Genomic DNA, 24,822 nt, shown 5'->3' with positions numbered 1-24,822 from the left:
GATCACTGCCCCCCTTCCGGCGTCGCGGCCACCGAGGTGACCGCCGCCACCATGTCGTCGGTGACCAGCATGAAGACCTGGTCGCCCTCCTGCACCACGCTGGAGGCGGTGGGCAGCGTGCCGATCCCGAACCGGATCAGGTACGCCACCCGGGCGCCTGTCGCCTCCTCCAGGGCCCGTACCGGGCGGCCGATCCAGTCCTTGTGCACCGGCACCTCGACGATCGAGACGGTGCTCGTCGGATCGCGGAAGATCTCCACGTTGCCCTCGGGCAGCAGGTGTCGCAGCATCCGGTCGGCCGTCCACCGCACGGTGGCCACGGTGGGGATGCCCAGCCGTTCGTAGACCTGCGCTCGGCGCTGGTCGTAGATCCGGGCCGCGACCCGGACCACACCGAAGGTCTCGCGGGCCAGCCGGGCCGAGATGATGTTGGAGTTGTCGCCGCTGGAGACGGCGGCGAAGGCGTCGGCCCGCTCGATGCCGGCCTGCCGCAACACGTCGCCGTCGAAGCCCGCCCCGGTGACCGTGACTCCGGCGAAGTCGGGCCGCAGCCGGCGGAAGGCGTCCGCGTCCTGGTCGATGACCGCTACCGAGTGCCCCCGGGACTCCAGGTTGTGCGCCAGGGTCGAGCCGACCCGGCCACAACCCATGATCACGACATGCACGCTGCCTCCCACGGTGCGTACCGCTGCGCCTCGTCGCCTGCGAGCCTGCCACGTCGGGCGCGCGGGCGGGGACCGACGGTACTCCCGCCCCGGACGAGCCCGCAGCCGGCCACCCCACGCGCCCACCGACGATGGTCGTACGCTTTGCCGTTGTGGCCCGATCCACCTCCCTGCTGAAGCGGCTGCTCGTCGGCCGGCCGTTCCGGTCCGACCGGCTCAAGCACACCCTCCTGCCGAAGCGCATCGCCCTGCCCGTCTTCGCCTCGGACGCGTTGTCGAGCGTGGCGTACGCGCCGGACGAGATCCTGCTGATGCTCTCCATCGCCGGCGCCTCGGCGTTCGTGTTCTCGCCATGGGTCGCCCTCGGGGTGGTGGTGGTCATGCTGACAGTGGTGGCCAGCTACCGGCAGAACGTGCACGCCTACCCCTCCGGCGGCGGCGACTACGAGGTGGCCACTGTCAACCTCGGCCCGCGTGCCGGGGTGGGGGTGGCCAGCGCGCTGCTTGTCGACTACGTGCTCACCGTCGCCGTGTCGGTCTCCTCCGGGGTGGCCAACCTCGGCTCGGTGATTCCCTTCGTGGCGACCCACAAGGTGCTCATCGCGGTTTCCGCAGTGGTGCTGCTGACCGCTGTCAATCTGCGCGGGATCAAGGAGGCGGGCAGCGCGTTCGCCATCCCGACGTACGGCTTCATGATCGTCATCATCGGGATGATCCTCACCGGGCTGGTCCGGATCGTCGTGCTCGGTGAGGACCTGCGGGCCCCCAGCGCCGACCTGGTCATCGCCGCCGAGTGGCACGACACCACCGGCTGGGCGATGGCGTTCCTGCTGTTGCGCAGCTTCTCCTCCGGCTGTGCGGCGCTGACCGGGGTGGAAGCGATCTCCAACGGGGTGCCGGCGTTCAAGGCACCGAAGAGCCGCAACGCCGCCACCACGCTGCTGATGCTCGGCCTGGTCGCGGTTACGATGCTTGTCGGCATCGTCTGGCTGGCCCGGCTGACCGGGTTGCAGTTCGTCGAGAACCCGGCCCTGCAGATCGTCTCGGGCCCGGAGGGGTACGTGCAGAAGACGGTAACCGCCCAGCTCGGTGAGACGATCTTCGGGCCGGGTTCGGTGCTGCTGTTCCTGGTCGTCGGGGTGACCGCGACCATCCTGTTCGTGGCCGCCAACACCGCCTTCAGCGGCTTCCCGGTGCTCGGCTCGATCCTCGCCCAGGACCGCTACCTGCCCCGGCAACTGCACACCCGGGGCGACCGGCTCGCCTTCTCCAACGGAATTCTCTTCCTGGCCGGCTTCGCGATCCTGCTGATCATCGGCTTCCAGGCCGAGGTGACAAAGCTCATCCAGCTCTACATCGTGGGTGTCTTCGTCTCGTTCACCCTCTCCCAGGCCGGGATGATCCGGCACTGGAACCGGCTGCTGCGTACCGAGCGGGATCCGCAGGCGCGCCGCCGGATGGTCAGGTCCCGGGCGATCAACACCTTCGGCATGGCGATGACCGCTGTGGTGCTGGTGATCGTGCTGATCACCAAGTTCCTGCTCGGCGCCTGGATCGCGATCGTGGCGATGGGTCTGATCTACGTGCTGATGCTGGCCATCCGGCGGCACTACGACCGGGTGTCCGTCGAACTCGCCCCGGACGACGGACGGCCGGTGCTGCCGGCCCGCAACCACGCCATCGTGCTGGTCAGCAAGCTGCACCAACCCACCCTGCGGGCGGTGGCGTACGCGCAGGCCACCCGGCCGGACACGATCACCGCGGTGACCGTCAACGTCGACGACCACGACACCCGGCAGTTGCAGGCCGACTGGGAGCGGCGGGACGTGCCGATCCCGCTGACCGTGATCGACTCGCCGTACCGGGAGATCACCCGACCGATCCTGAACTACGTGGCCGGGGTCCGCCGGGAGTCGCCACGCGACGTGGTCACGGTCTTCATTCCCGAGTACGTGGTGGGACGCTGGTGGGAGAACCTGCTGCACAACCAGAGCGCGCTGCGGCTCAAGGGCCGGCTGCTGTTCGAGCCGGGGGTGATGGTGACAAGCGTGCCGTGGCAGCTCGCCTCCACGGCCGGCAAGGATCTGGACCGGATGGACGCCACGCTCGCCCGTGGGCCGGTGCGTGGCCCCCGGGTGGCCCCGCGCGGCACCCTGCCCCCGGCCGCGCCGCCACCGGAGCTCGAACCGACGGACGGGGAACCGCGATGAGCGGGCTGGAGGAGGCGGAGCGGGTCGAGCTGACCGTGGCGGCGGTCGCCCCCGGAGGGCACTGTGTGGCCCGGGTGGACGGCCAGGTGGTCTTCGTCCGGCACGCCCTGCCCGGAGAGCGGGTGCTGGCCGAGGTGACCGAGGTGCACCGGGGCTTCGTCCGGGCCGACGCGGTACGCGTGCTGGAGGCGGCCCCGGACCGGGTCACCCCACCCTGCCCGTACGCCCGACCAGGTCGTTGTGGCGGCTGCGACCTGCAACACGTCGCCCCGGACGCCCAACTGAGCTGGAAGGCGGCGGTGGTCCGGGAGCAGCTCGTCCGCCTCGGCGGGCTGACCGAGGCCGACTGCGACGCGCTGGGCGTGCGGGTGACGGCGCTGCCGGGTGGTCCGCTGGGCTGGCGTTCCCGGGTCCGGTACGCGGTCGACGCGGCGGGTCGCGCCGGGCTGCTCAAGCACCGCTCCCACGAGGTGGTGCCGGTAGACCGCTGCCTGATCGCCCATCCGGCCATCCAGGAGCTGCCGGTGCTCGCCGTCACCGGGGCGAACTGGCCGGACGCCGAGGCGGTCGAGACCGTCGCCTCCACCGGCGGGGACGTGGCGGTGACCGCGGTCGCGACCGGGTCCAGCCACCGGGTCAGTGGCCCGGAACGGGTCCGGGAGCGGGCCGCCGGCCGGGAGTGGGTGCTGCCCACCTCGTCGTTCTGGCAGGTGCATCCCGCCGCCGCGGACACCCTCGTCGACGCGGTGCTGGAGCTGGCCGACCCCCGGCCGGGGGAGCGGGCCTGGGATCTCTACGGCGGTGCCGGCCTGTTCGCCGCCGCGTTGGCCGGTCGGGTCGGTGGGACCGGGCGGGTCACGGTGGTCGAGGCGGCCGGCGACGGCGTCGCGGCGGCCCGGGAGAACCTGCGTGACCTGCCCGCTGTCGAGGTGGTGGCGGCCCGGGTGGAGACCGCCCTGGCTCGTCGTCGGGTCACCGGCCCGGTCGACGTGGTGGTGCTCGACCCGCCCCGGACCGGGGCCGGGAAGCGGGTGGTACGCGACGTGGTGGCCGCCGGCCCGCGCGCGGTGACGTACGTCGCCTGTGATCCCGCCGCGTTCGCCCGGGACGTACGGGTCTTCGCCGAGCTGGGGTGGCGGCTGGTGGCGCTGCGTGGGTACGACCTGTTTCCGATGACCCGGCACGTGGAGCTGGTCGGGCTGCTGACGCCGGCCTGATCGGCCGTCTCCGGGCGGCGTCCTCGACTCGGCCCGCCCGCGAGCGGGCCGCCACGCCGGTTACGGGTGCGGAGCTGACCAGGTGCTCAGTCCCGGTGGTCGCCGCGCCCGGGCTGCGAGGTACGCGAGGGCCGATAGACTCTGCGGTCATGAGTGTTGAAGAGGACACGGCCAACCACGGCCGGCTGCTGGCCACGGTGCACGGTCCCCAGGACGTCAAGCGGATGTCCGCCACCGAACTGGACATCCTCGCCGCCGAGATCCGCGACTTCCTGATCGCCAAGGTGTCGCGTACCGGTGGGCACATCGGTCCCAACCTGGGCGTGGTGGAACTCACCCTGGCCATGCACCGGGTCTTCGACTCTCCGCGGGACCGGCTGCTGTTCGACACCGGCCACCAGGCGTACGTGCACAAGATCGTCACTGGCCGGCAGGGCGGGTTCGACCAGTTGCGCCAGCGGGGCGGGCTTTCCGGCTACCCCAACCAGGCCGAGAGCGAACACGACCTCATCGAGAACTCGCACGCCTCGACCGCCCTGTCGTACGCCGACGGGCTGGCCAAGGCGTACGCGCTGCGCGGCGAGTCCCGCAGCGTCGTCGCCGTGGTGGGTGACGGGGCGCTGACCGGCGGCATGTGCTGGGAGGCGCTCAACAACATCGCCGCCACCGACAACCCGCTCGTCATCGTGGTCAACGACAACGGCCGCTCGTACGCGCCGACGATCGGCGGCCTGGCCCATCACCTCTCGACGCTGCGCCTCAACCCCGGCTACGAGAAGGTCCTGGACGCCGTCAAGGACGCCCTCGGCTCGACTCCGCTCGTCGGCAAGCCGATGTACGAGGTGCTGCACGCGGTCAAGAAGGGCATCAAGGACGCGGTCGCGCCGCAGGCGATGTTCGAGGATCTCGGCATCAAGTACGTCGGCCCGGTCGACGGGCACGACATCGCCGCCGTCGAGACGGCGTTGCGGGCGGCGAAGAACTTCGGCGGCCCGGTGATCGTGCACGCGGTGACCCGCAAGGGCTACGGCTACCGCCCCGCCGAGGAGGATGAGGCGGACTGCTTCCACAGCCCCGGGGCCTTCGACGTCACCGACGGCAAGGCCACCGCCGCACCGTCGGTGAAGTGGACCCACGTCTTCGCCGACGAGCTTGTCGCGATCGCGGACGAGCGGCCCGACGTGGTGGGCATCACCGCGGCGATGGCCGAGCCGACAGGCATCGCAAAGCTGGCCCGCAAGTACCCGGAGCGCACCTACGACGTGGGCATCGCCGAGCAGCACGCGGCCACCTCGGCGGCCGGCCTGGCGCTCGGTGGGCTGCACCCGGTGGTGGCGGTCTACGCGACCTTCCTCAACCGGGCGTTCGACCAGGTCCTGCTGGACGTGGCGATGCATCGGCTGCCTGTCACCTTCGTGCTCGACCGGGCCGGGATCACCGGCCCCGACGGGCCGAGCCACTACGGCATCTGGGACATGTCGGTCTTCGGGGTGGTGCCGGGCCTGCGGATCGCGGCCCCCCGGGACGCCGCCACGCTGCGCGAGGAGCTGCGCGAGGCGGTCGCCGTCGACGACGGCCCGACGGTGGTCCGCTTCCCGACCGGCGCGGTCGCCGCGGACCTGCCCGCCGTTCGGCGGGTCGGGTCGGTCGACGTGCTGGCGGAGTCGGCGCGTACCGACGTGCTGCTGGTCGCGGTGGGTGCCTTCGGCCAGCTCGGCATGGAGGTCGCCGCCCGGGTCGCCGAGCAGGGCTACGGGGTCACCGTGGTGGACCCGCGCTGGGTGCGTCCGATCCCGGCGGAGCTGGTCGAGTTGGCCACCGAGCACCGGCTGGTGGTCACGGTCGAGGACGGCGTACGGTCCGGCGGGGTGGGCGACGCGCTCGCCCAGGCCATGCGCGACGCCGACGTCCGGGTGCCGCTGCGGGACCTGGGCGTGCCGCCCGGGTGGTACCCGCACGGTTCCCGCAACCAGCTCCTGACCGACCTCGGCCTGACCGCTCAGGATGTGGCCCGCGACATCACCGGCTGGATCTCCCGCCTCGACACCGAGCCGGTCGACCCGCCCCGCCTAACCCCCAACCCCACTCCCACCCCCAACTGACCCACCCCACCCCGCCTCCGTGAGCACCGCGTGGGCGGTCGGCGGTGTTGATCATGAGGTTGTTGTCACCCCGGTCGGCGTGGCCCGACAACAACTTCATGATCGACGCTCGGTGGCGGGGGTGGGGGCCCGGGGGAGGGTGGGGGTGCAGGGTCAGCGGCGGGGGGAGCCGGCGGAGCGGTAGTGGGTCTTCTCGTCGGCGGCGAGGCTGAAGGTCTCGCGGCGCTCGGGAAGCGGGGCCACCACCAAGCCGGGACGGTCCACCAGGCGGGTCGTGTTCGGCGGGACGGACAGCGTGGTGTCCTTGGTGGCGCGCCAGCTCAACACGACAAGCGGCTGATCCGGTACCGGCAGTTCGTAGACCTGCAACGGGTTCGTCCGGTCGGCGGGGGAGAGCACCACCGGGCCGTCGTCGGCGGGCCGGTACACCACCGCGCTCATCGTGCCTTCGGCGCTCTCCCAGGTGAGCTGCTCCAACTCGCCCGGCTCGCCGCCGTCGAGCGTGAGCTCGCCGAGGGTACGGACGGCCAGTTTCGCCATCGGCCAGGACGCCGGCACCGACTGCGGGACGTCCCGGTCGCCGACACGCCGGAGGATGCTGCCGAACGGGCCGTCCTCGCCGGCCAGCAGGCAGGTGTCGAGGCCGGTCAGGGCTCGCCGGCCGGAGCCGCTCTCGTCACGGACCAGTGGATAGCGGGGTGCGGTGGTGCCGGTGCCGAGGTCGAGCAGCCGGTCGGTGGCCCGTCCCCGGGGCAGCGACTCGGTGGAGCGCAGCGTCGCGGTGACGGTGACCGCCCGGCACCGGGGCACCGACACCGGATCGGTCAGGCCGTCGGTGGCGGAGAGGGTGCGGCCGTTCGGTCCGGCCAACCGGCGGACCCGTTCGGAGGTCAGGTAGCGCCGCCCGTCGGGGGACTGGACCGGCAGCACGTCGGAGTAGATCAGGTAGCCGGGATCGGTGTACTCGGTGGCGTGACTCACCGTGTACCGTGCGCCGTCGCTGGTGAGCTGGAGCAGCCAGGACGCGGCCTCACCGGGTACCGACGCGGCGACCAGGGCCAGCGGCAGGCCGTCGACCTCACCGGAGAAGAGAATCCCGGACGACGGTAGGTGTACCCGGTCGTCCACGGGTGAGCGCCAGTCGCGCACCGCCTCGGTGACGGCGGCCGTCACGGCGCTGTCCTCGGCGAGTGAGCCGCGCGGCGGCCACACCGTCAACGAACCGTCCATGCTGTCGTAGCCGACCCGCAGGTCCCGTGGCTGACGCTCGGCGACCGGCCCGCAGGCGGTGACGGCGATCAGCAGGGTGGACAGGCCGGTGGCGGTCAAGCCGCGCCAACGGGCTGGAGCCACCTGTCACGCCCCCCGATCGCATCGCGTCGTCGTGTCGGAGGGCAATAGTACGAGATGTCCCGCCGGCGCTTCGTGTCGCCATACGCTGCGTCGCGCGGTCACCACACCGGCCACAGGGGACACCGCGTTGACTTGGGGCATTTTCCCCACTCGGGTAGACTCCGCCGACTGTGACGCCTGCCGAGACCCGCGCCGCCGCGCTGCCGAGATCCGCCGACGTCGCCGACTCTCCGTCCGAAGCCGTCACCGTAAGTGATGGGGTGCGCGGCGTTGCCGGTACCGCCCGGACGGCCGCCGGCATGAACATCCAGTCCGCGCCCACCACCGAGGCACCCACCACCGACGCGCCGACCACCGAAGCGCCGATGACCGAGGCGCCGACGACCGCGACCGAGGCACCGGCGTCCGTGACCGAGGCACCGACGACCGAAGCGCCGGCGTCCGTGGCCGAGGTCGGGACGACCCGGCGGATCGCGGAGACCGGACCGGCCGACGGTACGCGGGGAGCCGACACCGGCGATGCCGCTCCGGCCCGCCGACGCCGCTTCCGGTGGACGCCTCGCCGTCGGGACCTCGCGATCTTCGGCGGGTTCCTGTTGACCGCGCTCTGGGTGACCAGCCAGATCTGGATGGACCCGGCCGGTCGGGTGGCGTCGCTCTACAGCAGTGACCCGGCCCAGGTGCAGTTCTTCCTCGCCCACTCGGTACGGGTGGTGCTGCACGGGGAGTTCCCGTTCTTCACCGAACAGTTCAACTACCCCGACGGGGTCAACCTGATGGCCAACACGGCCATCCTCGCCCTGGGCATCCCGATGGTGCCGGTGACCCTGCTCTTCGGGCCGGCGGTGACCTTCGTGCTGCTGGTCACGCTCGGCCTCGCCGGCACCGCCTCGGCCTGGTACTTCGTGTTGTCCCGGCACGTGGTGGACAACCGGCTCGCCGCGGTGGTGGGCGGCTGGTTCTGTGGCTTCTCCCCGGCGATGTTGTCGCACGCCAGCTGGCACCCGAACATCATCAGCCAGTTCCTGCTGCCGTTCATCGTCTGGCGGGTCATGGTGATCACCAGGTCGACCCGGCCGTACCGGGACGGCGCGTTGCTGGCCCTGCTGGTCTCCGCCCAGGCGTTCATCAACGAGGAGATCCTGCTCTTCACCGCGATGGGCTGCGGGATCTTCCTGATCGCGGTGGTGGTCCAGCGGCCCGGGCTCTGGTCGGCGGCCTGGCGGCCGTTGGCCAAGGCGCTGGCCACCTGCACGGTGGTCGCCGGCTCGCTGCTGGCGTACCCGCTGTACATCCAGTTCGCCGGCCCGATGGCGTACCACGGGCTCAGCGACGCCGTACGCGACTACGGCAACGACATCGCCGCGTACTTCGCCCCCGGCTCGCCCACCATCGGCGGCAACCAGCGGGCGAACGTCAACCTCGCGCCGAACTACTCCGAGGAGAACGCCTTCTTCGGCTGGAGTCTGGCGTTGATCGCGGTCGGGATCGTGCTCTGGCTCCGGCGGGAGGTGCTGGTCCGGGCGCTCGCCGCGACCGCCGCCTTCTACACAATCCTCTCGCTCGGTGAGCGGATCAGCTGGTGGGACCGGGAGCTGATCGTCGGCCCGTGGGAGTGGCTGGTCCGGCTGCCGCTGCTCGACGCGGTGGTGCCGACCCGGTTCGGCATGATCACCAGCGTGGTGGTGGCGGTCCTGCTGGCCCTGGCCATCGAGCGGACCAGCACGCTGTCCATGGACCGGCGGACGGTGCGTACGCTCACCGTGGCCGGTCTGGTGCTCGCGCTGCTGCCGATCACCCCCATGCCGTTGCCGATGACCTCCCGCCCCCCGGTGCCGGACTTCATCACCTCCGACCGGTGGCGCGCCTACGTCGGGCCGGACCAGACTCTTGTGCCGATCCCGGTGCCGAGCATGGGCAACACCCACGGCATGCGCTGGGCCGCCTCCACGAACCTCGACTTCAAGATCCCCGGCGGCTACTTCCTCGCCCCCCGCAACGGCAACACAGGTGACCCGGGCCGCTTCGGGGGCCGGCCGAGTGGTGTCGGGAAACTGCTGGAGGAGGTCGCCACCACCGGCCGGACGCCGGAACTGAACGACCGTCAGCGGCGCCGGTCCCTGGACGAGTTGCGGCACTGGCGGGCGGCGATCCTGGTGCTGCCGGTCCGGCAACCGCACTCCGAGCCGCTACGGCAGACCGTCGAGCAACTGGTCGGCCCGGCCCGGCTCGAACTGGACGTCTGGGTGTGGGACGTACGGTCCCTCACCGACCCCCGGATCTGATGTCCGTCAGTACGGTCGAGCGGGACGTCGAGGTCCGCACCGGTCGCCGTTGGCGGCTGCGCCCGCGTACGCCCGACGTGGCGGTGGTGGCCGGCTACCTGGCGCTGGCCAGCTGGTTGACCAGCGGGCAGTGGGGCCGGCCGGACCGGCTCTTCCATCAGGCCGGCGACCAGATCCTCTTCGAGTGGATGCTGGCCCGGGCCGCCCGCGCCGTGGCCGCCCTGGAGAACCCGCTGTGGAGCGACGCGCTGAACGCGCCCGACGGGGTGAACCTGATGGCCAACACCTCGGTGCTCGGCCTGGGTGTCCCGTTGGCCCCGGTCACGCTGCTCTTCGGCTCGCAGGTGGCGTTCGAGGTGGCGGTGATCGGGTGCCTCGCCGGCACGGCCACCGCCTGGTACGTGCTGCTGCGCCGCCGGCTCGTCGAGTCCCGGCTGGCCGCCGCGGTCGGTGGGCTGGTCTGCGGGTTCGCCCCCGGCATGGTCGCCCAGGCCGGGTCGCACCTGCACATGGCCGCCCAGTTCCTGGTGCCGGTGATCCTGGCCCTGGTGTTCGTGCCCGAGCCCGCCGACCGGGCGGACTCACCTGACGCCTGGTCACAGGTGTGGCGGCCCGGCGTCCTGCTCGGTCTCGTCGTGACGTACCAGGTCTTCCTCGGCGAGGAGGTGCTGCTCTTCGTGGCGCTCGCCGCCGGTGTCTTCGTGCTCGGGTACGCCCTCGCCGACCGGGTCACCGCGCGCCGGCTCGCCCCGGTCATGGCCGGCCGGATCGGGGTGGGTGCGGTGGTGGCGGGGGCCCTGCTGGCCTACCCGCTGTGGTTCCAGTTCTTCGGCCCCGGCCACTACCGGGGGATGCCGTTCCACGCGATCGCCTACCAGTTGGACGCCGCCTCGTTCACCGCCACGGCCCGGCAGACCGTCTTCGGTGACCATCGCCTGCCCGCCCTGCTGGCTCCCAACGCCACCGAGGAGAACTCCTTCTTCGGGCCGGGCCTGCTGGTGCTGGCGCTCGTCGTGACGGTGTGGCTGTGGCGTCGTCCGCTGGTCCGGGCGCTCGCCGCCTGCGGGGTGGTGTTCGCGTTGCTCTCGCTCGGTGCCCGAGTACGCCTCGACGGCGCGTTGACGGAGCTGCCCGGCCCGTACCGGCTGATCGCCGAGCTGCCGCTGCTCGACCATGTGGTGCCGGCCCGGTTCTCGTTGGTCTGCGTGCCGGTGCTGGGCATCCTGCTGGCCCTCTCGGTGGACCGGGTACGGCGGCACCCGGCCACCGCTGGCGCACCACCGGACCCGGTGCCGGTGCGGCTGCTCTGGGCCGGCGCGGTGGCCGCCGCGCTGCTGCCGCTGGCGCCGACACCGATCCGCACCGTTCCGACCTGGCCGGTTCCGGCGTTCGTGGCGGAGGGGACCTGGCGGGCGTACGTGCCGGCGGGGCGGACGCTGGTGTCGGTCCCGCCGGTGACGAACGCGGGCCAGAGCCCGGCGATGCTCTGGTCCGCCCGGACCGGACTGGCCTTCACCGCCCCGGGTGGCTTCTTCATCGGCCCCCGATCCCCGGACGACCCGGCAGCGCGCTGGGGCGCACCGGACCGGCCCACCTCGCTGCTGCTGCGTCGGGTGGCCGACACCGGCGAGGTGCCACAGATCGGCGAGGCCGACCGCCGGCAGGCGGTGGCTGACCTGCGGCACTGGCGCGCGGCAGTGGTGGTCCAGGGTGGACTGCACCACGGTGACCCGGTGCGCCGGACGGTCGAGGCGTTGCTCGGCCCGGCCCGGGAGGTCGATGGTGCGCTCATCTGGGACGTCCGGCCCCTGGTGGGCTGACGCGTCCGGCGAGGGCTGCGGCGGCAGGTGGCACACTCGTCGGGGTGAGCGACGTGGCCGCATCGCCGGCGGAGGGCGAGCTGGAGAGTGTCAGTCTGGTGGAACTCGCCGTCTCCCGGTTGACCCGGGAGATCCTCAGCGGCCGTAGTGACCCTGGTGAACGGCTGGTGGAGGAGCAGCTGACCCGGCGGCTCGGCATCAGCCGGGCGCCGTTGCGCGAGGCGCTGCGGCTGCTGGCGCAGCGAGGGCTCGTCGAGCACGTACCCCGGCGGGGGGTCCGGGTCGCCACGCTGTCGGATCGTGACGTGCGGGAGCTGTACGAGCTGCGCGACGTGCTGGAACGCTTCGCGGTGCGGTCGGCGATCCCGGTGCAGCGGGGGAGCGACCTCGCCGGCCTGCGGGCGGCGTTGGACCAGATGCGGGAGGCCACCCGGGCTGTTGACCGGCTGGCCGTGGCCGAGTCGCACCGGGCGTTCCACGTCGCGCTCGTGGCGCTGGCCGGCAACCGGCAGCTTTCCTCGGTGTACGACTCGATCCTGGTGAAGTTGCAGCTCTACATGGCGATCAACCTGCGCCGCGAGGCAGAGGTGGCGCAGCCGCACGACGGTGTGCACCGGCACGAGCGGCTCTTCGAGGCGGTTGCCGCCGGGGATCCGGAGCTGGTCCTGGCCGTGCTCTCCGAACACGGAGCCCGGTCGTATCTCGGGTAGCGCCACCGGGCCGCCCGTCATGCCGTCGTTACGTTCGGCGCTGTTCGTCGTAACAGAACTGTCGACAATCGACAGTATGCCAGAGCGGATCGGATCGATCTCGGAGCTGCGGTCGGCGTACCGCCACGGCGGCCTGACCCCCACCGACCTGGCGGAACGTGTCCTGGCCGGGCTGTCGGGCACGGACGGCGGGCCGGTGTGGATCAGCACCGTGCCGGCCGGCCAGCTCCTCGCCCGCGCCGAGCGGCTGGCCGCCACCGCCGACCCCGCGACCCTGCCGCTGTACGGAATCCCGTTCGCGGTCAAGGACAACATCGACGTCGCCGGCATGATCACCACGGCCGGTTGCCCCGACTTCGGGTATTCCGCCGCCGAGGACGCGCCAGTGGTGCGCCGGTTGCTCGACGCCGGTGCCCTGCTCGTCGGCAAGACCAACCTGGACCAGTTCGCCACCGGGCTGACCGGGGCGCGATCCCCGTACGGAAGCTGCGAGAGCGTCTTCGGTGGTGGGTTGATCTCCGGTGGTTCCAGCTCCGGGTCGGCCGTCGCGGTCGCCGCCGGCCAGGTCAGCTTCGCCCTGGGTACGGACACCGCAGGCTCCGGCCGGGTGCCGGCGGCGTTGAACGGCATCATCGGCCTCAAGCCCACCCGGGGCCTGCTCAGCACCGCCGGTGTGGTGCCGGCCTGCCGCTCGCTCGACTGCGTCTCGGTCTTCGCCACCGACGTCTCGGACGCGATGGACGTGCTGCACGCCGCGCGCGGCGTCTCGGCGGCCGACCCGTGGGGGCGTCCGCTGCCGGCGGAGCGGGTCGCGGCCCGCATGCCCGGGACGCTACGCCTCGGGGTGCCTCGCGCAGAAGACCTGGAGTTCTTCGGCGACGCCGGGCAGACGGTCCGGTTCGCGGCCGGCGTGCAGGCGTTGCGCGGTCTGGTCGGCCAGGTCGGGTCGGTGCCGCTGCGGAGTTTCTTCGAGGCGGGGGAGCTGCTCTACCTGGGGCCATGGGTGGCCGAGCGGCTCGCCGCGCTCGACGGCTTCCTGCGGGAACATCCCGAGGCCGTCCTGGCGGTCACCCGGAGCGTGTTGGAGACCGGCCGACGCTATGACGCGATCGACGTCTTCCGGGGCCAGCACCGGTTGCGCGAGTTGCGGGCCCGGGTCGACAAGCTGTGGGACGAGGTCGACGTGCTCGTGGTGCCGACGGTCGGTACGACCTTCACGCTCGACGAGATCGCCGAGGACCCGATCGGCCGCAACACGACGCTCGGCCGCTACACCCAGTTCGCCAACCTGCTCGACCTGGCGGCGGTGACGGTGCCCAACGGGTTCACCGCCGCCGGCCGGCCGGCGAGCCTGACCCTGCTCGGCCCAGCGTTCAGCGACACCACCCTGGCCCAGCTCGCCGCCGCCTTCACCGCCGCGACCCGTACCGCTCCCGATGCCGTCGCGACCCGTACCGCCCCCGATGCCGTCGCGACCGGGCCGGCGCAGACGCTCATCGCCGTCGTCGGCCGGCACCTGGCCGGCGAGTCCCGCAACGCGGAGCTGACCGAGCGGGGCGGCACCCTCGCCGGGGCCGCGCGCACCGCCCCGCGCTACCGGCTCTACCGGCTGGAGACGGCCGACGGTGAGGGGCTGCCCGGCCTGGTCCGGGTCGCCGCCACGGACCCGGACGGGCATCCGATCGAGGTGGAGCTGTGGCGGCTGCCGGTATCCGCTGTCGGCGAGCTGCTGGCCGGGGTGCCGGCCCCGCTCTCGCTCGGCTGGGTCCGGCTGCACGACGGGCGGGACGTGCTCGGCTTCCTCTGCGAGGCGTACGCCGTCGGCCCGCCGGCCGAGGACATCAGCGCTGCCGGCGGCTGGCGGGCCTACCGCCGGGCCGCGGCACACCGGAGTTGACGAACGGAGGAGGAGACGATGGGCAGGATCGGGCCGGTCACGGCGAACCCCTACCCGTGGCCGTACGACGGCTCGGCCGACACCGCGCGTACCGCACTGCTCTGCATCGACTGGCAGACCGACTTCTGCGGCCCGGGCGGCTACGTCGACGCGATGGGCTACGACATCGGCCTCACCCGGGCCGGCCTGCCGGCCACCGCCCGGCTGCTGGATCACGTCCGGTCGCTCGGCATGCTCGTGGTGCACACCCGGGAGGGCCACGATCCCGACCTGTCCGACCTGCCGGCGAACAAGCGCTGGCGCTCGGCGCAGATCGGTGCCGAGATCGGTGCGGCCGGCCCGTGCGGGCGGATCCTGGTCAAGGGCGAGCCCGGCTGGGAGATCGTGCCCGAGGTCGCCCCGGCACCCGGCGAGGTGATCGTCGACAAGCCCGGCAAGGGCGCCTTCTACGCCACGAATCTCGACCTGGTGCTGCGTACCCGGGGCATCACCCACCTGATCCTCACCGGCATCACCACCGACGTCTGCGTGCACACCACGATGCGCGAGGCGAACGACAGGGGCTACGAGTGCCTGATCCTCTCCGACTGCACCGGGGCCACCGACAAGGACAACCACGACGCCGCGCTGCACATGGTCACCATGCAGGGCGGCGTCTTCGGCTGCGTCGCCACCTCCGACGACGTCATCGCCGCCACGACCAGCTGAGGTGAGCCATGTTGACAGTTGCCGCAGCGCGGCCCTTCCCGTACACCTTCGACCTTTCGACAACCGCGCTGCTCGTCATCGACATGCAGCGCGACTTCCTGGAGCCCGGCGGTTTCGGCGAGAGCCTGGGCAACGACGTCAGCCAGCTGCGGCGGACAATCGCGCCGCTGACAGCGCTGCTGGCCGGTGCCCGCGCCGCCGGACTGAGCGTGGTGCACACCCGGGAGGGGCACCTGCCCGACCTCTCCGACTGCCCACCGGCCAAGCTCAACCGGGGCCTGCCGAGCAAGCGGATCGGCGACCCCGGACCCAAGGGCCGGATCCTCGTCCGGGGCGAGTACGGCCACGACATCGTCGACGAGTTGTCGCCGCTGCCCGGCGAGCCGGTGATCGACAAGCCGGGCAAGGGCGCCTTCCACGCCACCGGGCTGGACGCTCTGCTCGCCGAGCGGAGGATCCAGAGTTTGCTTGTCACCGGGGTCACCACCGAGGTGTGCGTGCACACCACGGTCCGGGAGGCAAACGACCGCGGGTACGAGTGCCTCGTGCTCGCCGACTGTGTCGGGTCCTACTTCCCGGAGTTCCACCGGGTGGGGCTCGACATGATCGCCGCCCAGGGCGGCATCTTCGGGTGGGTCGCCGACTCCACGGACGTGCTCGCCGTGCTGCCCACCACCCCTGTGTTGCAACCCTCCTCCTGACCAGGAGCAGCCATGGTCCCCACCAGACCCTCAGTCGTGCCGCTGCCGTACTGGGTGCGCGGCGACACAAACGCGTTCTTCGGTTTCGGCGTCAACGTCCTGGTAAACGTGCTCACCCTGACCGGGCTCTGTCTCTTCGTGGTGAACCTGCCCGAGCGGGAGGTGTTCGGCACGATCCTGCCGGCCCTCGGCATCGCCCTGGTCGCGGGCAACATCTACTACACCCACCTGGCCCGACGGCTGGCCCGGCGGGAGAACCGCACCGACGTGACAGCCCTGCCGTACGGGCCGAGCGTGCCGCACATGTTCATCGTCATCTTCGTCATCATGCTGCCCATCTACCTCAGCACCGGTGACGCGGTACGCGCCTGGGAGGCGGGGCTGGCCTGGGCCTTCATCATCGGCGTGATCGTGCTGATCGGCGCGTTCGTCGGCCCGTACATCCGTCGCTACACGCCGCGCGCGGCGCTGCTCGGCACCCTCGCCGGCATCTCCATCACCTTCATCTCGATGAACCCGGCGGGCCAGATGTGGCGGCTGGCCTGGATCGCCCTGCCGGTCCTGGCGCTGCTGCTGATCGGCCTGCTGACCGACGTGAAGCTGCCGTTCAACTTCCCGATCGGGCTTGCCGCCCTGCTGCTCGGCACGGCGATCGGCTGGCTCGGCGGGGCGATGTCGGTGCCGGACGTCACCTCGGCGGCCCGGGACATCGCGTTCGCCTTCCCCACCTTCCAGCTCGACCTGCTGCTGCGCGGGCTCTCCGACATGGCGCCGCTGCTGGCGACCGCTATCCCGCTGGGGGTCTACAACTTCACCGAGGCGATGACGAACGTGGAGAGCGCGGCCACCGCCGGAGACAACTACAACCTGCGCAGCGTGCTGCTCGCCGACGGGGCCGGCGCGGTCATCGGCTCCGCGCTCGGTTCGCCGTTCCCGCCCGCGGTCTACGTCGGCCACCCGGGCTGGAAGGCCGCCGGTGGGCGGACCGGCTACTCGATGGCGACCGGGATCGTCATCGCGCTGCTCTGCTTCCTCGGCATGTTCTCCCTGCTCGGCGCGATCTTCCCGACCGCGGCGATCGTGCCGATCCTGCTCTACATCGGGCTGCTGATCGGTGCCCAGGCGTTCCAGGCGACACCCCGGGCGCACGCCGCGGCGGTGGTCGCGGCCCTGATACCAAACATCGCGGCGTGGGCGACCGGGCAGATGAACAATGCCCTGGCGGCGGCCGGCACCACCGCCGCCGAGGTGGGCGACGAGGCCCTGGCCGGCGCCGGGGTGGTCTACGACGGCCTACGCATCCTCGGCGAGGGGGCCATCCTCGCCGGTCTGGTGCTCGGCGCGATCGTCGCCTTCATCATCGACAAACGCTTCGTTCAGGCGACCATCTTCGCCGCCTCCGGCGCGGTGCTCGCCTTCATCGGCCTGATCCACGGCGAGGAGGTCCAGTGGAACGCCAACGGCCAGGTGGCGCTCGGCTACCTCTTCGTGGCGGTGATCTGCGCGGTCTTCGCGCTCGGCAAGTACCCGCCCCGGGTGCCCGACCCGGAGGAGGCCGAACTGGACCGCCTGCACGGCGGCAACACCTCGACGCCCCCGGAACCCGCCGCCGCACCGGCCGGCAGCGGTGAGCCGGCCGGCGGCGAGAAGCGCGAGCCAGCGGTGAACAGCTGAGCCGAAGTCGCCCGGCCGGGCGGCGGCGTGGCGCGCACCAGTCCGCCGTCGCCCGGCCGGGTGCGCCCCACCTGCCGCCCCCAGCCGTCCAGAAAGGACTCGCCGCATGGAGATCGACCGGACCGACGTGGTCGCCGAGGTGACGGCGGCCTTCGCCGGCTACGAGCGGGCGCTGATGGACGGGGACGCCGACCGGATCTGCGGATACTTCTGGGACTCCGAGGCCACCGTGCGCTTCGGCCTCGCCGACCACCAGTACGGCCTGGACGAGCAGCGCAAGTGGCGGGCCGCGCAACCGCCACTGCCGCCCGGCCGCCGGCTTGTCGACACGGTGGTCACCGCCTTCGGCGCGGACCTCGCGGTCGTCACCACCCGGTTCGGGTACGTCGGCGGCACCACCACCGGCCGGCAGACCCAGACCTGGGTACGCCTACCGGAGGGCTGGCGCATCGTCACCGCCCACGTCTCCGAGCCGTTGCCTCCCGACGCCTGACGATGGTTCGTCACACCCGGTCGCGTACGTCCCAGAGCCAGACGTCGTCGACGCGCTGCGGGGCACCGAGCAGCGCGGTCAGCAGGTCCCGCAGCACCGGCTCGCGGGGATGCGCGCCGAGTACCACCACCGAGGCCCGCCAGAAACGCAGGTCCTCCACCGCCTGCCGGCGGTTCTCGTCGCTGATCTCAGGCAGCTCACCGGCGTCCATGGTCTGGTAGATGAGGGTGCTGGTGGGTCGGTTCGGCGCGCCGAAGACGCCCTCGCCGTCCAGGTTGGGGCCGATGAAGTACCCGGCCGGAATGGGGAACTCGTGTCCGGTCAGCGCGCTCCACCGCAGCGTGGGCAGGCCGTGCACGTTGCTGGGGATGGGCACCGGCACCAGCGTGCGGCCGTCCGGCACGTACGGTCGCCAGGCGCCGGAGGTGATGAAGGCCGGCGGCGGGTCGACCGGCTCGGCCGGCAGCGGCGTGGGTAGCAGCGGTAGCACGGCGAGACTTATCGCGGCGTACCCGACGAGGTGCTGCCAGCGGGGTCGCCGCCGGTCGGTCGCGGCGCCCTCCGGGGCGCGCGGCGCCGGCACCGGCGAGCGGTGGCCGGCCACCGCGTCCCAGGCCAGTGCCAGCAGTACGCCGAGCGCGGCGGTGGTCACCAGGGTCAGCCGGGTCGGCATCATCATCTCGACAAGCGGCAGATCCGCCGGGATGTACGACCACGGGCCGGCGATGCCTGTCAGCTCGCCGTTGAACCGGATCTCCGGGCCCAACGCGGCGACCGAGAAGAGCACCACGAGCACAGCCAGGATCCGGGCCACCAACGAGCGGCGGACCAGCAGGACCAGAGCCACCACCGACAGCAGCACCAGCGGCCAGCCGAACCAGGTGTTCTGCTCGGTCATGCCGATCGTCGCCTCCACCGCCTCGGTGCCGGCGATGGTGTCGCGGGGGAAGGTGACGAAGGCGACGACGTCCTCGCCCCAACTGTGGAACACCCCGCCCTGGAGCCCCCGGTAGGACTGCGGGCCGTTGAACTGGAACCAGATCGGGTAGGCGGTCAACAGCAGCGCCAACGCCCCGCCGGTGCCGAGACCCGCCGCGAACGTCCCGGCCCGCGCCCACGCCAGGCGGGGACGCATCGCCGCGTACGCGACCACGATGACCAGGCAGGCCATCGCCGTGAGCAGCAGCATCTCCTCGTTGATGAAGATCTGGTACGCCACCAGCAGCCCCAGCACCAGCCCGTTGCGCCGCCACCGGCCCGGCTCGGCCAACCGAAACACCCGCACCACGATCAGTGGCAGCAGGAAGTTGGAGACGAAGTTGGGCTGACCGTTGGCGTGGTGCACGATGCCGGGGGCGAAACCGAGGAACGCGCCACCGACGAAGGCTGCCGCCCGGGAGCGCACCAGGTGCCGCGACAGCATCCAGTACGAGGTGCCGGCGGTGGCGGCCAGCGCCCCGCCGAGATAGAGCGCGTAGACCACCTGAGGGCCGAGCAACAGGGTGAGCGGCGCCAACGGCAACGTCACCCCGAGCAGCGAGGTGTTGGCCATCATGTTCACCCCGTCCGGCGCGTTCTGCCGGGCGGTGAAGAGAGGGTTTTCCAGGTGCTGCACCGAGTAAGCACCGTGCGCGAAGAGCCACTCGAACCAGCTGTGGTCGGTGGGCAGGTGGGACGAGACCCGGTTGTTCACGTCGGCCCAGTAGTTCAGGCAGACGACGACGCCGAGCAGCACGTAGGCTCCGATGGCCAGCGCGTCGGCGCGCGTCGGCCGTCGCCGGGGACGTGTTGTCGTTGATCGCGTCTCGACGCTCTCGGAGACGGAGTTCAGCGAGGGATTCACCACCGGCGCAGCCACGACGGGCCATCGTACAGGCGGAACCTCGCCGGCCCGCCGCGTGTCTGGTGTGTGTCAGGGGAGGACAAGCGTGACGTTGATCGACCTCGGTGAACTGACCGAGCTGACCGATCCGCCAGCGCCGCACCGCCGCCCCACACCGGCTGGCCGCCGGGTGGCGGTGGTGGTGATGGCGCTGGTAGCGCTGCTCACGTTGGCGGGTGCGGCACCGCCGGCCGGGCGGGTCCACGCGATAGTGCCCGCTTTCCTGGGCAGCGACCTGTTCCTCGCCGGGGATCAGATCTTCACGGTCGTTCCATTGCCCGGGGTCACCGACGGCAGCCAGGAACTCATCGCCTACCCGCGCCCCGACCGGGCCACCGCGACGCCGCAGCGGCTGGTGCCGCAGTGGCGGACACCCGTGCCACCGCAGACCCGGGTCTACCGGGCGCAGCCCGTGCCCGACGGCGGGCTCCTGATCGCCACGGCCCGGCGGGACACCGGTGCCAGCGAGACCGTACGACTCGACGCGCGTACCGGCGAGGAACGCTGGCGAGTGCCCGGTATCGCGATCGTGGAGATGCCCGACCGGGCGCTGCTGCGCACGTACAGCGACAGCACGCCGAACGTGCTCCGGATGATCGACCTGGCGACCGCCCGTGAGCTGTGGTCAATGCCGTTGTCGGCGGCCAACGTCGACCTCCGGCAGCGCGACGACGGTGGGCTCGACGCCATCGTCGTGGCCACGCTCGCCGGCGAGGTCCAGGTGATCGACCCGATGTCCGGGACGGTACGACACCGCCTTCCCCCGCCCGTCGACCACCAGAGCGGCTACCAGCAGGCGTGGGTGGCGGGTGACCTGGTGACAGTGGTGCGCAACTCCAGTGCGGTAGTCGCGCTCACCGTCGACGGTCTGGTCCAGCGCTGGCAGACGACGGTGCCGACGGCCACCTACGTCACCGCCTGCGGACCACTGCTCTGCGCGGGGCTGGCCAGCGGTGGCGTGCAGGTCCTCGACCCGGCCACCGGGGCGCAACGGTGGCGCAGCGAGGAGATCCTCGACATCGCGCTCGTCGGCGATCGCAACGTTCTCGCGGTGGCACCGAACAACAACGAGATCGTCACTATCGTCCTGGATTCCGGTGCGGTGCTGACCGAGCACGGGTCGTGGAACATGGTGGCCCGCTACGAGTACACCCCGCAGGTGTTCGTGGTGCGTGCCGTGCCCGAGGTGGGCGTGGTGCTGGCCCGGCTCGACCCGACGGGCGCACCGGCCCGCCGGATCGATGTGCTGCCGGACGCCGGCGGTGACTGCCAGAGCCGGGACGACCTCGTCGCCTGCCGCCTGGTCGACGGCGACTTCGGCATCTGGCAACTGCCCGGCTGACCGTCCCGTCACGGGCGGCTTGGCCGGCGACGTTACGTTGTCGGTGGTCAGCGGGCGGAAAAGGGGCGGGCATGCGGGTACTGGTGGTCGAGGACGAGCGCAACCTCGCCGACGCGATAGCGCGGGGCCTGCGCAAACGCGGCATGGCTGTGGACGTCGCGTACGACGGTGACAGCGGTCACGAGATGGTGTTCGTGACCCGGTACGACGTGGTGGTGCTCGACCGCGACCTGCCCGGCATGCACGGTGACCAGATCTGCGCGGAGCTGGCCGCCTCCGGCGCGCTGACCCGGGTGCTGATGCTCACCGCCAGCGTTACGGTCGCCGACCGGGTGGAAGGCTTACAGCTCGGTGCCGACGACTACCTACCCAAGCCGTTCGCCTTCGACGAACTGGTCGCCCGGGTGCAGGCGTTGGGCCGCCGCGCCACTCCGGCGGCACCGCCGGTGCTGGAACTCGCCGACCTGGTGGTCGACCCGGCCCGCCGCACGGCCACCCGGGGCGGCGCGTCCGTGGAGCTGACGAACAAGGAGTTCGGTGTGCTCTGCGAGCTGCTCAAGGCCCGGGGCGCGGTGGTCTCCAGCGAGGAACTGCTGGAACGGGTCTGGGACGCCAACACCGACCCGTTCACCACAATCGTCCGGGTCACCGTGATGACGCTGCGCCGCAAACTGGGTGACCCACCGCTTATCGAGACCGTGGTCGGTGCCGGCTACCGGACGGCCGAGGTGGTGGCGTGAGCCGCCCATCGAACCGGCGGCTGCCCGTGCTGCGGCGGCCCGACCTGCGGCTACGTCCCACGCTGCGGCTGCGGCTGACCCTGCTCAACGGCGTGCTGCTTGTCGGCGCCGGTGCGATCCTGGTCCTGCTGGCCTGGTTGCTGGTGCGCGACGCGCTGCGCCCCACCGACGAGCTGCTGCCCGGCACCACCGTCGTGCTCGCCGACGGGAGCACCCTGGAGGCCGCCGCGTGGCAGCAGCGGCTCGTCGACTCGGCCTCGGGGGAGTTGCTGGCCAAGGGGTTGGCCGCGCTGCTCGCGATCGGCGTGGTCGGCGTGGTCGGCGCGTACGCCGTCGCCGGGCGCGCGCTGCGTCCGCTGCACCAGGTCACCGCCACCGCACGTCGGCTCGGCGAGACCACGCTGGACCAACGGATCGGCTACTCCGGAGCGAACGACGAGGTGGCCGAGCTGGCCGACACGTTCGACGCCATGCTGGATCGGATCGCCGCCGCCTTCGAGGCACAGAAACGGTTCGTCGCCAACGCCTCACACGAGCTGCGTACGCCGCTGGCGGTGATGCGTACCGAAATCGACGTGACGCTCAGCGACGACGAGGCGGACACGGCCGAGTACCGCCGGATGGCGACGGTGGTCCGCGACGCCTCCGAACGGGCCAACGGGCTTGTCGACGCGCTGCTGGTGCTGGCGCGCAGCGAGGCGCAGGCCGGTCAACGGCTCGGCCGGCGCAGCGAGTTCGACCTGGCCGCCGGCACCGTCAACGCGCTCTCCGCCGTACGCCGGGAGGTGGAGCGGATCAAGCTGGCGGTCCAGACGTCGCTGGAGCCGGCGCCGGTGGTGGGCGATCCGGGGCTGCTGGACCGGCTGGCCGGCAACCTGATCGAGAACGCGGTCCGCTACAACCACCTGCACGGCCGGCTCTGGGTGCGGACCGGCTCGGACGGGCAGCGATCCTGGCTGGTGGTCGGCAACACCGGCTTCGAGGTGGACCCGGCCGACGTGCCGGGGCTGTTCGAGCCCTTCCGGCGGGGCGGCCGGGAGCGGACCGGGGCACGCGGGTCGGGCCTCGGCCTGTCCATCGTGCGCGCGGTCTGCGACGCGCACTGCGGCACGGTGACAGCCATCGCGCAGCCCGGTGGCGGCCTGGAGGTGACCGTCAGCCTGCCGGCGGCCGAGGTCGCCCGCTGACCCGTCGCCGTCAACCGTCGATGCCGTCGGAGGGCAGCCGCAACACCAGAACGTCCATCGGCGTACCCCACGGCAACGTCGACTTCGCGACCTGCACCCACCCGGCCCGCTCGTACATGCCTCGGGCGGCCGACTCCGGGTTGGCTGCAAGTGTCGCGACCGGCTCCTGCCGCCCGTCGAGCAGACGTCGCATCAGCCCAGCACCGACACCCCGGCGGCGGAACCGTGGATGGACGATCCATTCCATGACCGCGAGCTTGTCGGCGCCGTGGATGTCGGGGGCCGGATGCCGGTCGGCATTGCGCCACCACGCCCCGGCCGGCATCGTCCATCCGTACGCCGCTCCGATCAACGCGTCATCCTGGTGGGCGGTGTGCAGGGTGAATCCGGCCCGCTCGGCCTGCTCGGGTAGGCCGTCGCGGAAACCCGCCACCTCGTCCGGTCCCTCGTCGTAGGGCGGTTCGGCGTACACCACCGCGTACAGGTCAGCCAGGACGTCCACCAGGGCAGGGGTGAGGCTGGTGTGGTGAATGTAGGCGATGCCCATGGCCGGCAGCCTATGCGCCGACCCGGGCGGTCAACTCCCCGTACGCGGGTCGCCGCCGCTCACCTGCCGGAACGGCGTCTGCCACCTGCCTGGCCACGGTCAGCAGCAGTTCGTTGCGGTGCTCGGCCGGCAAACCATCGAGCAGGTCGGCGGCCAACCGCAGACCGTCGGGGATGTCACCGTCCCGAACCAAGCATGCGGCCTTGTGCAGTTGCACCTGGGCGCGTAGCCGCGCCTGGGGCTGCGGATACAACGCGAGTGCCTGGGTTTGGGCGCGCTCCGCGTCCACGAAGCGCCCGGCGTGCGTGTACACCCACGAGGCTGTGTGATGCAGCCTGTGCTCGGGCCACCCCCAAAGTGATCCAACGTCGTTGATCACCGAAGTGGGTAGCTGTTCTGCGAGGTCCGACAGTTGCTCGACGGTGGCTATCGCCTCCGCATGCCGTCCAGCCAGCGAGAGGGCCTGCGCCCGTCCGGCCAGTAGACCGCATGTCGCCGCCGACGCTCGCCCGGATATCAGTGGCATTGCATGGTCCGACAGCTCTACGACCTTGTCGGGATCACGGCCGTCGTAGCAGCCGTTCACCACATCCCACGCCCATCCTGCGACAACCGAGTCCGGATCAGCGGATTCTTCGGCGAGTCTGCGCGCTGACCGCCACCACCTGCTGGCCGCCCAACCCTGCCCCGAGGCGACCATCCCGAACGCGACGACCAGCGACAGCTTCGAGGCGGCCCGTAGCAGCCCTGCCCGCTCGGGGCCGTTGGTGACTGCGAGCTGATGCTGAAGAACAGTCAGGTCGGCGGTGAGCTGGCGACCCAGCAGGTCGGCGGGGAGCCGGTAATAGTCATAGCCGTAGTCGACGACGATCTGGTCCCATTCGTCGGTGTGTCCTGCGGCGGTGCTGAAACCGTGCCGGAGGGCTTCCAGATTGACCATCGGGGCGACAGCTGGCGCGGCGGCCAGGGCACCCATTGCAAGGAACCTGCGTCTGTGCATGTCGGCCTCGCCTACCTGCTGCTGCCAGACCTGTACGAGCGCGCCGCCCAGACCGAGCGTGTCGTCGCAAACCTGCGCCAGCTTCCGGGACGCGTTCCGGGCACCTCGCTCCACCTGGGACAGGTACGAGTAGTCGATGTGGGTTGCCGCACCGAGTGCGCGCAGCGACAAGCCTGCCGCCAGCCGGTGCCGTTTCAGGGTCGCCCCGAAATCCGCCATCGGCGCCTCCACCACGTTGGCTGTGCTGTGGGCACACTGCTCACACCTTTCCGCACACGCAGGGTAGTCG

General features: G+C 71.7%; 19 protein-coding genes. 14 read left to right on the top strand and 5 right to left on the bottom strand.

Translation table 11 applies throughout. The annotated features are described in order from the left end of the window. Window positions 1-2: 2 nt before the first annotated feature. Window positions 3-665 (bottom strand): potassium channel family protein, encoded by a 663-nt coding sequence (locus Van01_RS22225; protein WP_204010911.1) that lies wholly within the window; start codon window positions 663-665, stop codon window positions 3-5. Between the two features lie 152 nt (window positions 666-817). Between Van01_RS22225 and Van01_RS22220 the strand changes: the two genes are divergently transcribed. The 3 genes from Van01_RS22220 (at window position 818) to dxs (ending at window position 6,194) form a co-directional block, all read left to right on the top strand. Beyond that, entirely contained in the window at window positions 818-2,875 is a 2,058-nt protein-coding gene (locus tag Van01_RS22220; protein ID WP_204010909.1) for an APC family permease, read from the top strand. Continuing rightward, window positions 2,872-4,092 (top strand): class I SAM-dependent RNA methyltransferase, encoded by a 1,221-nt coding sequence (locus Van01_RS22215; protein ID WP_204010908.1) that lies wholly within the window; start codon window positions 2,872-2,874, stop codon window positions 4,090-4,092. Before Van01_RS22220 ends, Van01_RS22215 begins: the two co-directional genes overlap by 4 nt. A 149-nt stretch (window positions 4,093-4,241) precedes the next feature. Then, window positions 4,242-6,194 (top strand): 1-deoxy-D-xylulose-5-phosphate synthase, encoded by a 1,953-nt coding sequence (dxs, locus tag Van01_RS22210; protein ID WP_204010907.1) that lies wholly within the window; start codon window positions 4,242-4,244, stop codon window positions 6,192-6,194. A gap of 153 nt (window positions 6,195-6,347) precedes the next feature. Here the strand turns inward: dxs and Van01_RS22205 are convergent, their stop codons facing one another. After that, on the bottom strand, window positions 6,348-7,547 hold the full coding sequence (locus Van01_RS22205) for a hypothetical protein (protein ID WP_204010906.1): 1,200 nt from the start codon (window positions 7,545-7,547) through the stop codon (window positions 6,348-6,350). A gap of 365 nt (window positions 7,548-7,912) precedes the next feature. Between Van01_RS22205 and Van01_RS22200 the strand changes: the two genes are divergently transcribed. The 8 genes from Van01_RS22200 to Van01_RS22165 all read left to right on the top strand — a co-directional run bounded on the left by Van01_RS22200 (window position 7,913) and on the right by Van01_RS22165 (window position 17,835). Continuing rightward, a complete protein-coding gene (locus tag Van01_RS22200) occupies window positions 7,913-9,832 on the top strand; it encodes a DUF6311 domain-containing protein (RefSeq protein WP_204011139.1) in 1,920 nt (639 codons plus the stop codon). Next, on the top strand, window positions 9,832-11,652 hold the full coding sequence (locus tag Van01_RS22195) for a DUF6311 domain-containing protein (RefSeq protein WP_239099224.1): 1,821 nt from the start codon (window positions 9,832-9,834) through the stop codon (window positions 11,650-11,652). The genes Van01_RS22200 and Van01_RS22195 overlap by 1 nt, the downstream gene beginning before the upstream one ends. Before the next feature lie 44 nt (window positions 11,653-11,696). Then, entirely contained in the window at window positions 11,697-12,362 is a 666-nt protein-coding gene (locus Van01_RS22190) for a GntR family transcriptional regulator (protein ID WP_204010902.1), read from the top strand. Between the two features lie 76 nt (window positions 12,363-12,438). Then, window positions 12,439-14,259: an allophanate hydrolase gene (gene atzF / locus Van01_RS22185; RefSeq protein ID WP_204010900.1), complete on the top strand. Its 1,821-nt coding sequence runs from the start codon at window positions 12,439-12,441 to the stop codon at window positions 14,257-14,259. A gap of 18 nt (window positions 14,260-14,277) precedes the next feature. Further along, window positions 14,278-14,967 (top strand): biuret amidohydrolase, encoded by a 690-nt coding sequence (biuH, locus tag Van01_RS22180; protein WP_204010890.1) that lies wholly within the window; start codon window positions 14,278-14,280, stop codon window positions 14,965-14,967. Window positions 14,968-14,975: 8 nt separating this feature from the next. After that, on the top strand, window positions 14,976-15,668 hold the full coding sequence (locus Van01_RS22175) for a cysteine hydrolase family protein (protein WP_204010887.1): 693 nt from the start codon (window positions 14,976-14,978) through the stop codon (window positions 15,666-15,668). A gap of 12 nt (window positions 15,669-15,680) precedes the next feature. After that, a complete protein-coding gene (locus Van01_RS22170; protein WP_204010884.1) occupies window positions 15,681-17,342 on the top strand; it encodes a permease family protein in 1,662 nt (553 codons plus the stop codon). A gap of 106 nt (window positions 17,343-17,448) precedes the next feature. Next, entirely contained in the window at window positions 17,449-17,835 is a 387-nt protein-coding gene (locus Van01_RS22165) for an AtzH-like domain-containing protein (protein WP_204010881.1), read from the top strand. Between the two features lie 10 nt (window positions 17,836-17,845). Here the strand turns inward: Van01_RS22165 and Van01_RS22160 are convergent, their stop codons facing one another. Further along, window positions 17,846-19,666: a DUF6311 domain-containing protein gene (locus tag Van01_RS22160; RefSeq protein ID WP_239099231.1), complete on the bottom strand. Its 1,821-nt coding sequence runs from the start codon at window positions 19,664-19,666 to the stop codon at window positions 17,846-17,848. Between the two features lie 97 nt (window positions 19,667-19,763). On the opposite strand from Van01_RS22160, the gene Van01_RS22155 reads away from it, so the two are divergent. The 3 genes from Van01_RS22155 (at window position 19,764) to Van01_RS22145 (ending at window position 22,986) form a co-directional block, all read left to right on the top strand. Further along, a complete protein-coding gene (locus Van01_RS22155) occupies window positions 19,764-21,059 on the top strand; it encodes an outer membrane protein assembly factor BamB family protein (RefSeq protein ID WP_204010878.1) in 1,296 nt (431 codons plus the stop codon). A gap of 71 nt (window positions 21,060-21,130) precedes the next feature. Then, complete coding sequence (locus Van01_RS22150; protein ID WP_204010876.1) at window positions 21,131-21,799, top strand: response regulator transcription factor; 669 nt, start codon at window positions 21,131-21,133, stop codon at window positions 21,797-21,799. Between the two features lie 44 nt (window positions 21,800-21,843). Continuing rightward, entirely contained in the window at window positions 21,844-22,986 is a 1,143-nt protein-coding gene (locus Van01_RS22145) for a sensor histidine kinase (protein WP_204011133.1), read from the top strand. Between the two features lie 10 nt (window positions 22,987-22,996). On the opposite strand, the gene Van01_RS22140 is transcribed toward Van01_RS22145, so the two are convergent. Both Van01_RS22140 and Van01_RS22135 read right to left on the bottom strand, forming a co-directional pair. Next, window positions 22,997-23,533 carry a GNAT family N-acetyltransferase gene (locus Van01_RS22140; protein ID WP_204010874.1) on the bottom strand — a complete coding sequence of 179 codons (537 nt, stop codon included), beginning with the start codon at window positions 23,531-23,533 and terminating at the stop codon, window positions 22,997-22,999. Between the two features lie 10 nt (window positions 23,534-23,543). Further along, the gene (locus Van01_RS22135; protein ID WP_204010872.1) at window positions 23,544-24,752 is read right to left on the bottom strand and encodes a helix-turn-helix domain-containing protein; all 1,209 of its coding nucleotides are present in this window, start codon (window positions 24,750-24,752) and stop codon (window positions 23,544-23,546) included. Window positions 24,753-24,822 lie beyond the last annotated feature (70 nt).

Source organism: Micromonospora andamanensis (genome assembly GCF_016863495.1).
Lineage (GTDB): Bacteria > Actinomycetota > Actinomycetes > Mycobacteriales > Micromonosporaceae > Micromonospora > Micromonospora andamanensis.
This window is presented reverse-complemented; position numbering and strand designations above follow the sequence as displayed.

Coding starts and splice junctions, on each gene's coding strand:
- Van01_RS22165 (WP_204010881.1), top strand. CDS start 17,449: ATGGAGATCGACCGGACCGACGTGGTCGCCGAGGTGACGGCGGCCTTC.
- Van01_RS22200 (WP_204011139.1), top strand. CDS start 7,913: ATGACCGAGGCGCCGACGACCGCGACCGAGGCACCGGCGTCCGTGACC.
- Van01_RS22175 (WP_204010887.1), top strand. CDS start 14,976: ATGTTGACAGTTGCCGCAGCGCGGCCCTTCCCGTACACCTTCGACCTT.
- biuH (WP_204010890.1), top strand. CDS start 14,278: ATGGGCAGGATCGGGCCGGTCACGGCGAACCCCTACCCGTGGCCGTAC.
- dxs (WP_204010907.1), top strand. CDS start 4,242: ATGAGTGTTGAAGAGGACACGGCCAACCACGGCCGGCTGCTGGCCACG.
- atzF (WP_204010900.1), top strand. CDS start 12,439: ATGCCAGAGCGGATCGGATCGATCTCGGAGCTGCGGTCGGCGTACCGC.
- Van01_RS22215 (WP_204010908.1), top strand. CDS start 2,872: ATGAGCGGGCTGGAGGAGGCGGAGCGGGTCGAGCTGACCGTGGCGGCG.
- Van01_RS22135 (WP_204010872.1), bottom strand. CDS start 24,752: ATGGCGGATTTCGGGGCGACCCTGAAACGGCACCGGCTGGCGGCAGGC.
- Van01_RS22195 (WP_239099224.1), top strand. CDS start 9,832: ATGTCCGTCAGTACGGTCGAGCGGGACGTCGAGGTCCGCACCGGTCGC.
- Van01_RS22140 (WP_204010874.1), bottom strand. CDS start 23,533: ATGGGCATCGCCTACATTCACCACACCAGCCTCACCCCTGCCCTGGTG.
- Van01_RS22170 (WP_204010884.1), top strand. CDS start 15,681: ATGGTCCCCACCAGACCCTCAGTCGTGCCGCTGCCGTACTGGGTGCGC.
- Van01_RS22150 (WP_204010876.1), top strand. CDS start 21,131: ATGCGGGTACTGGTGGTCGAGGACGAGCGCAACCTCGCCGACGCGATA.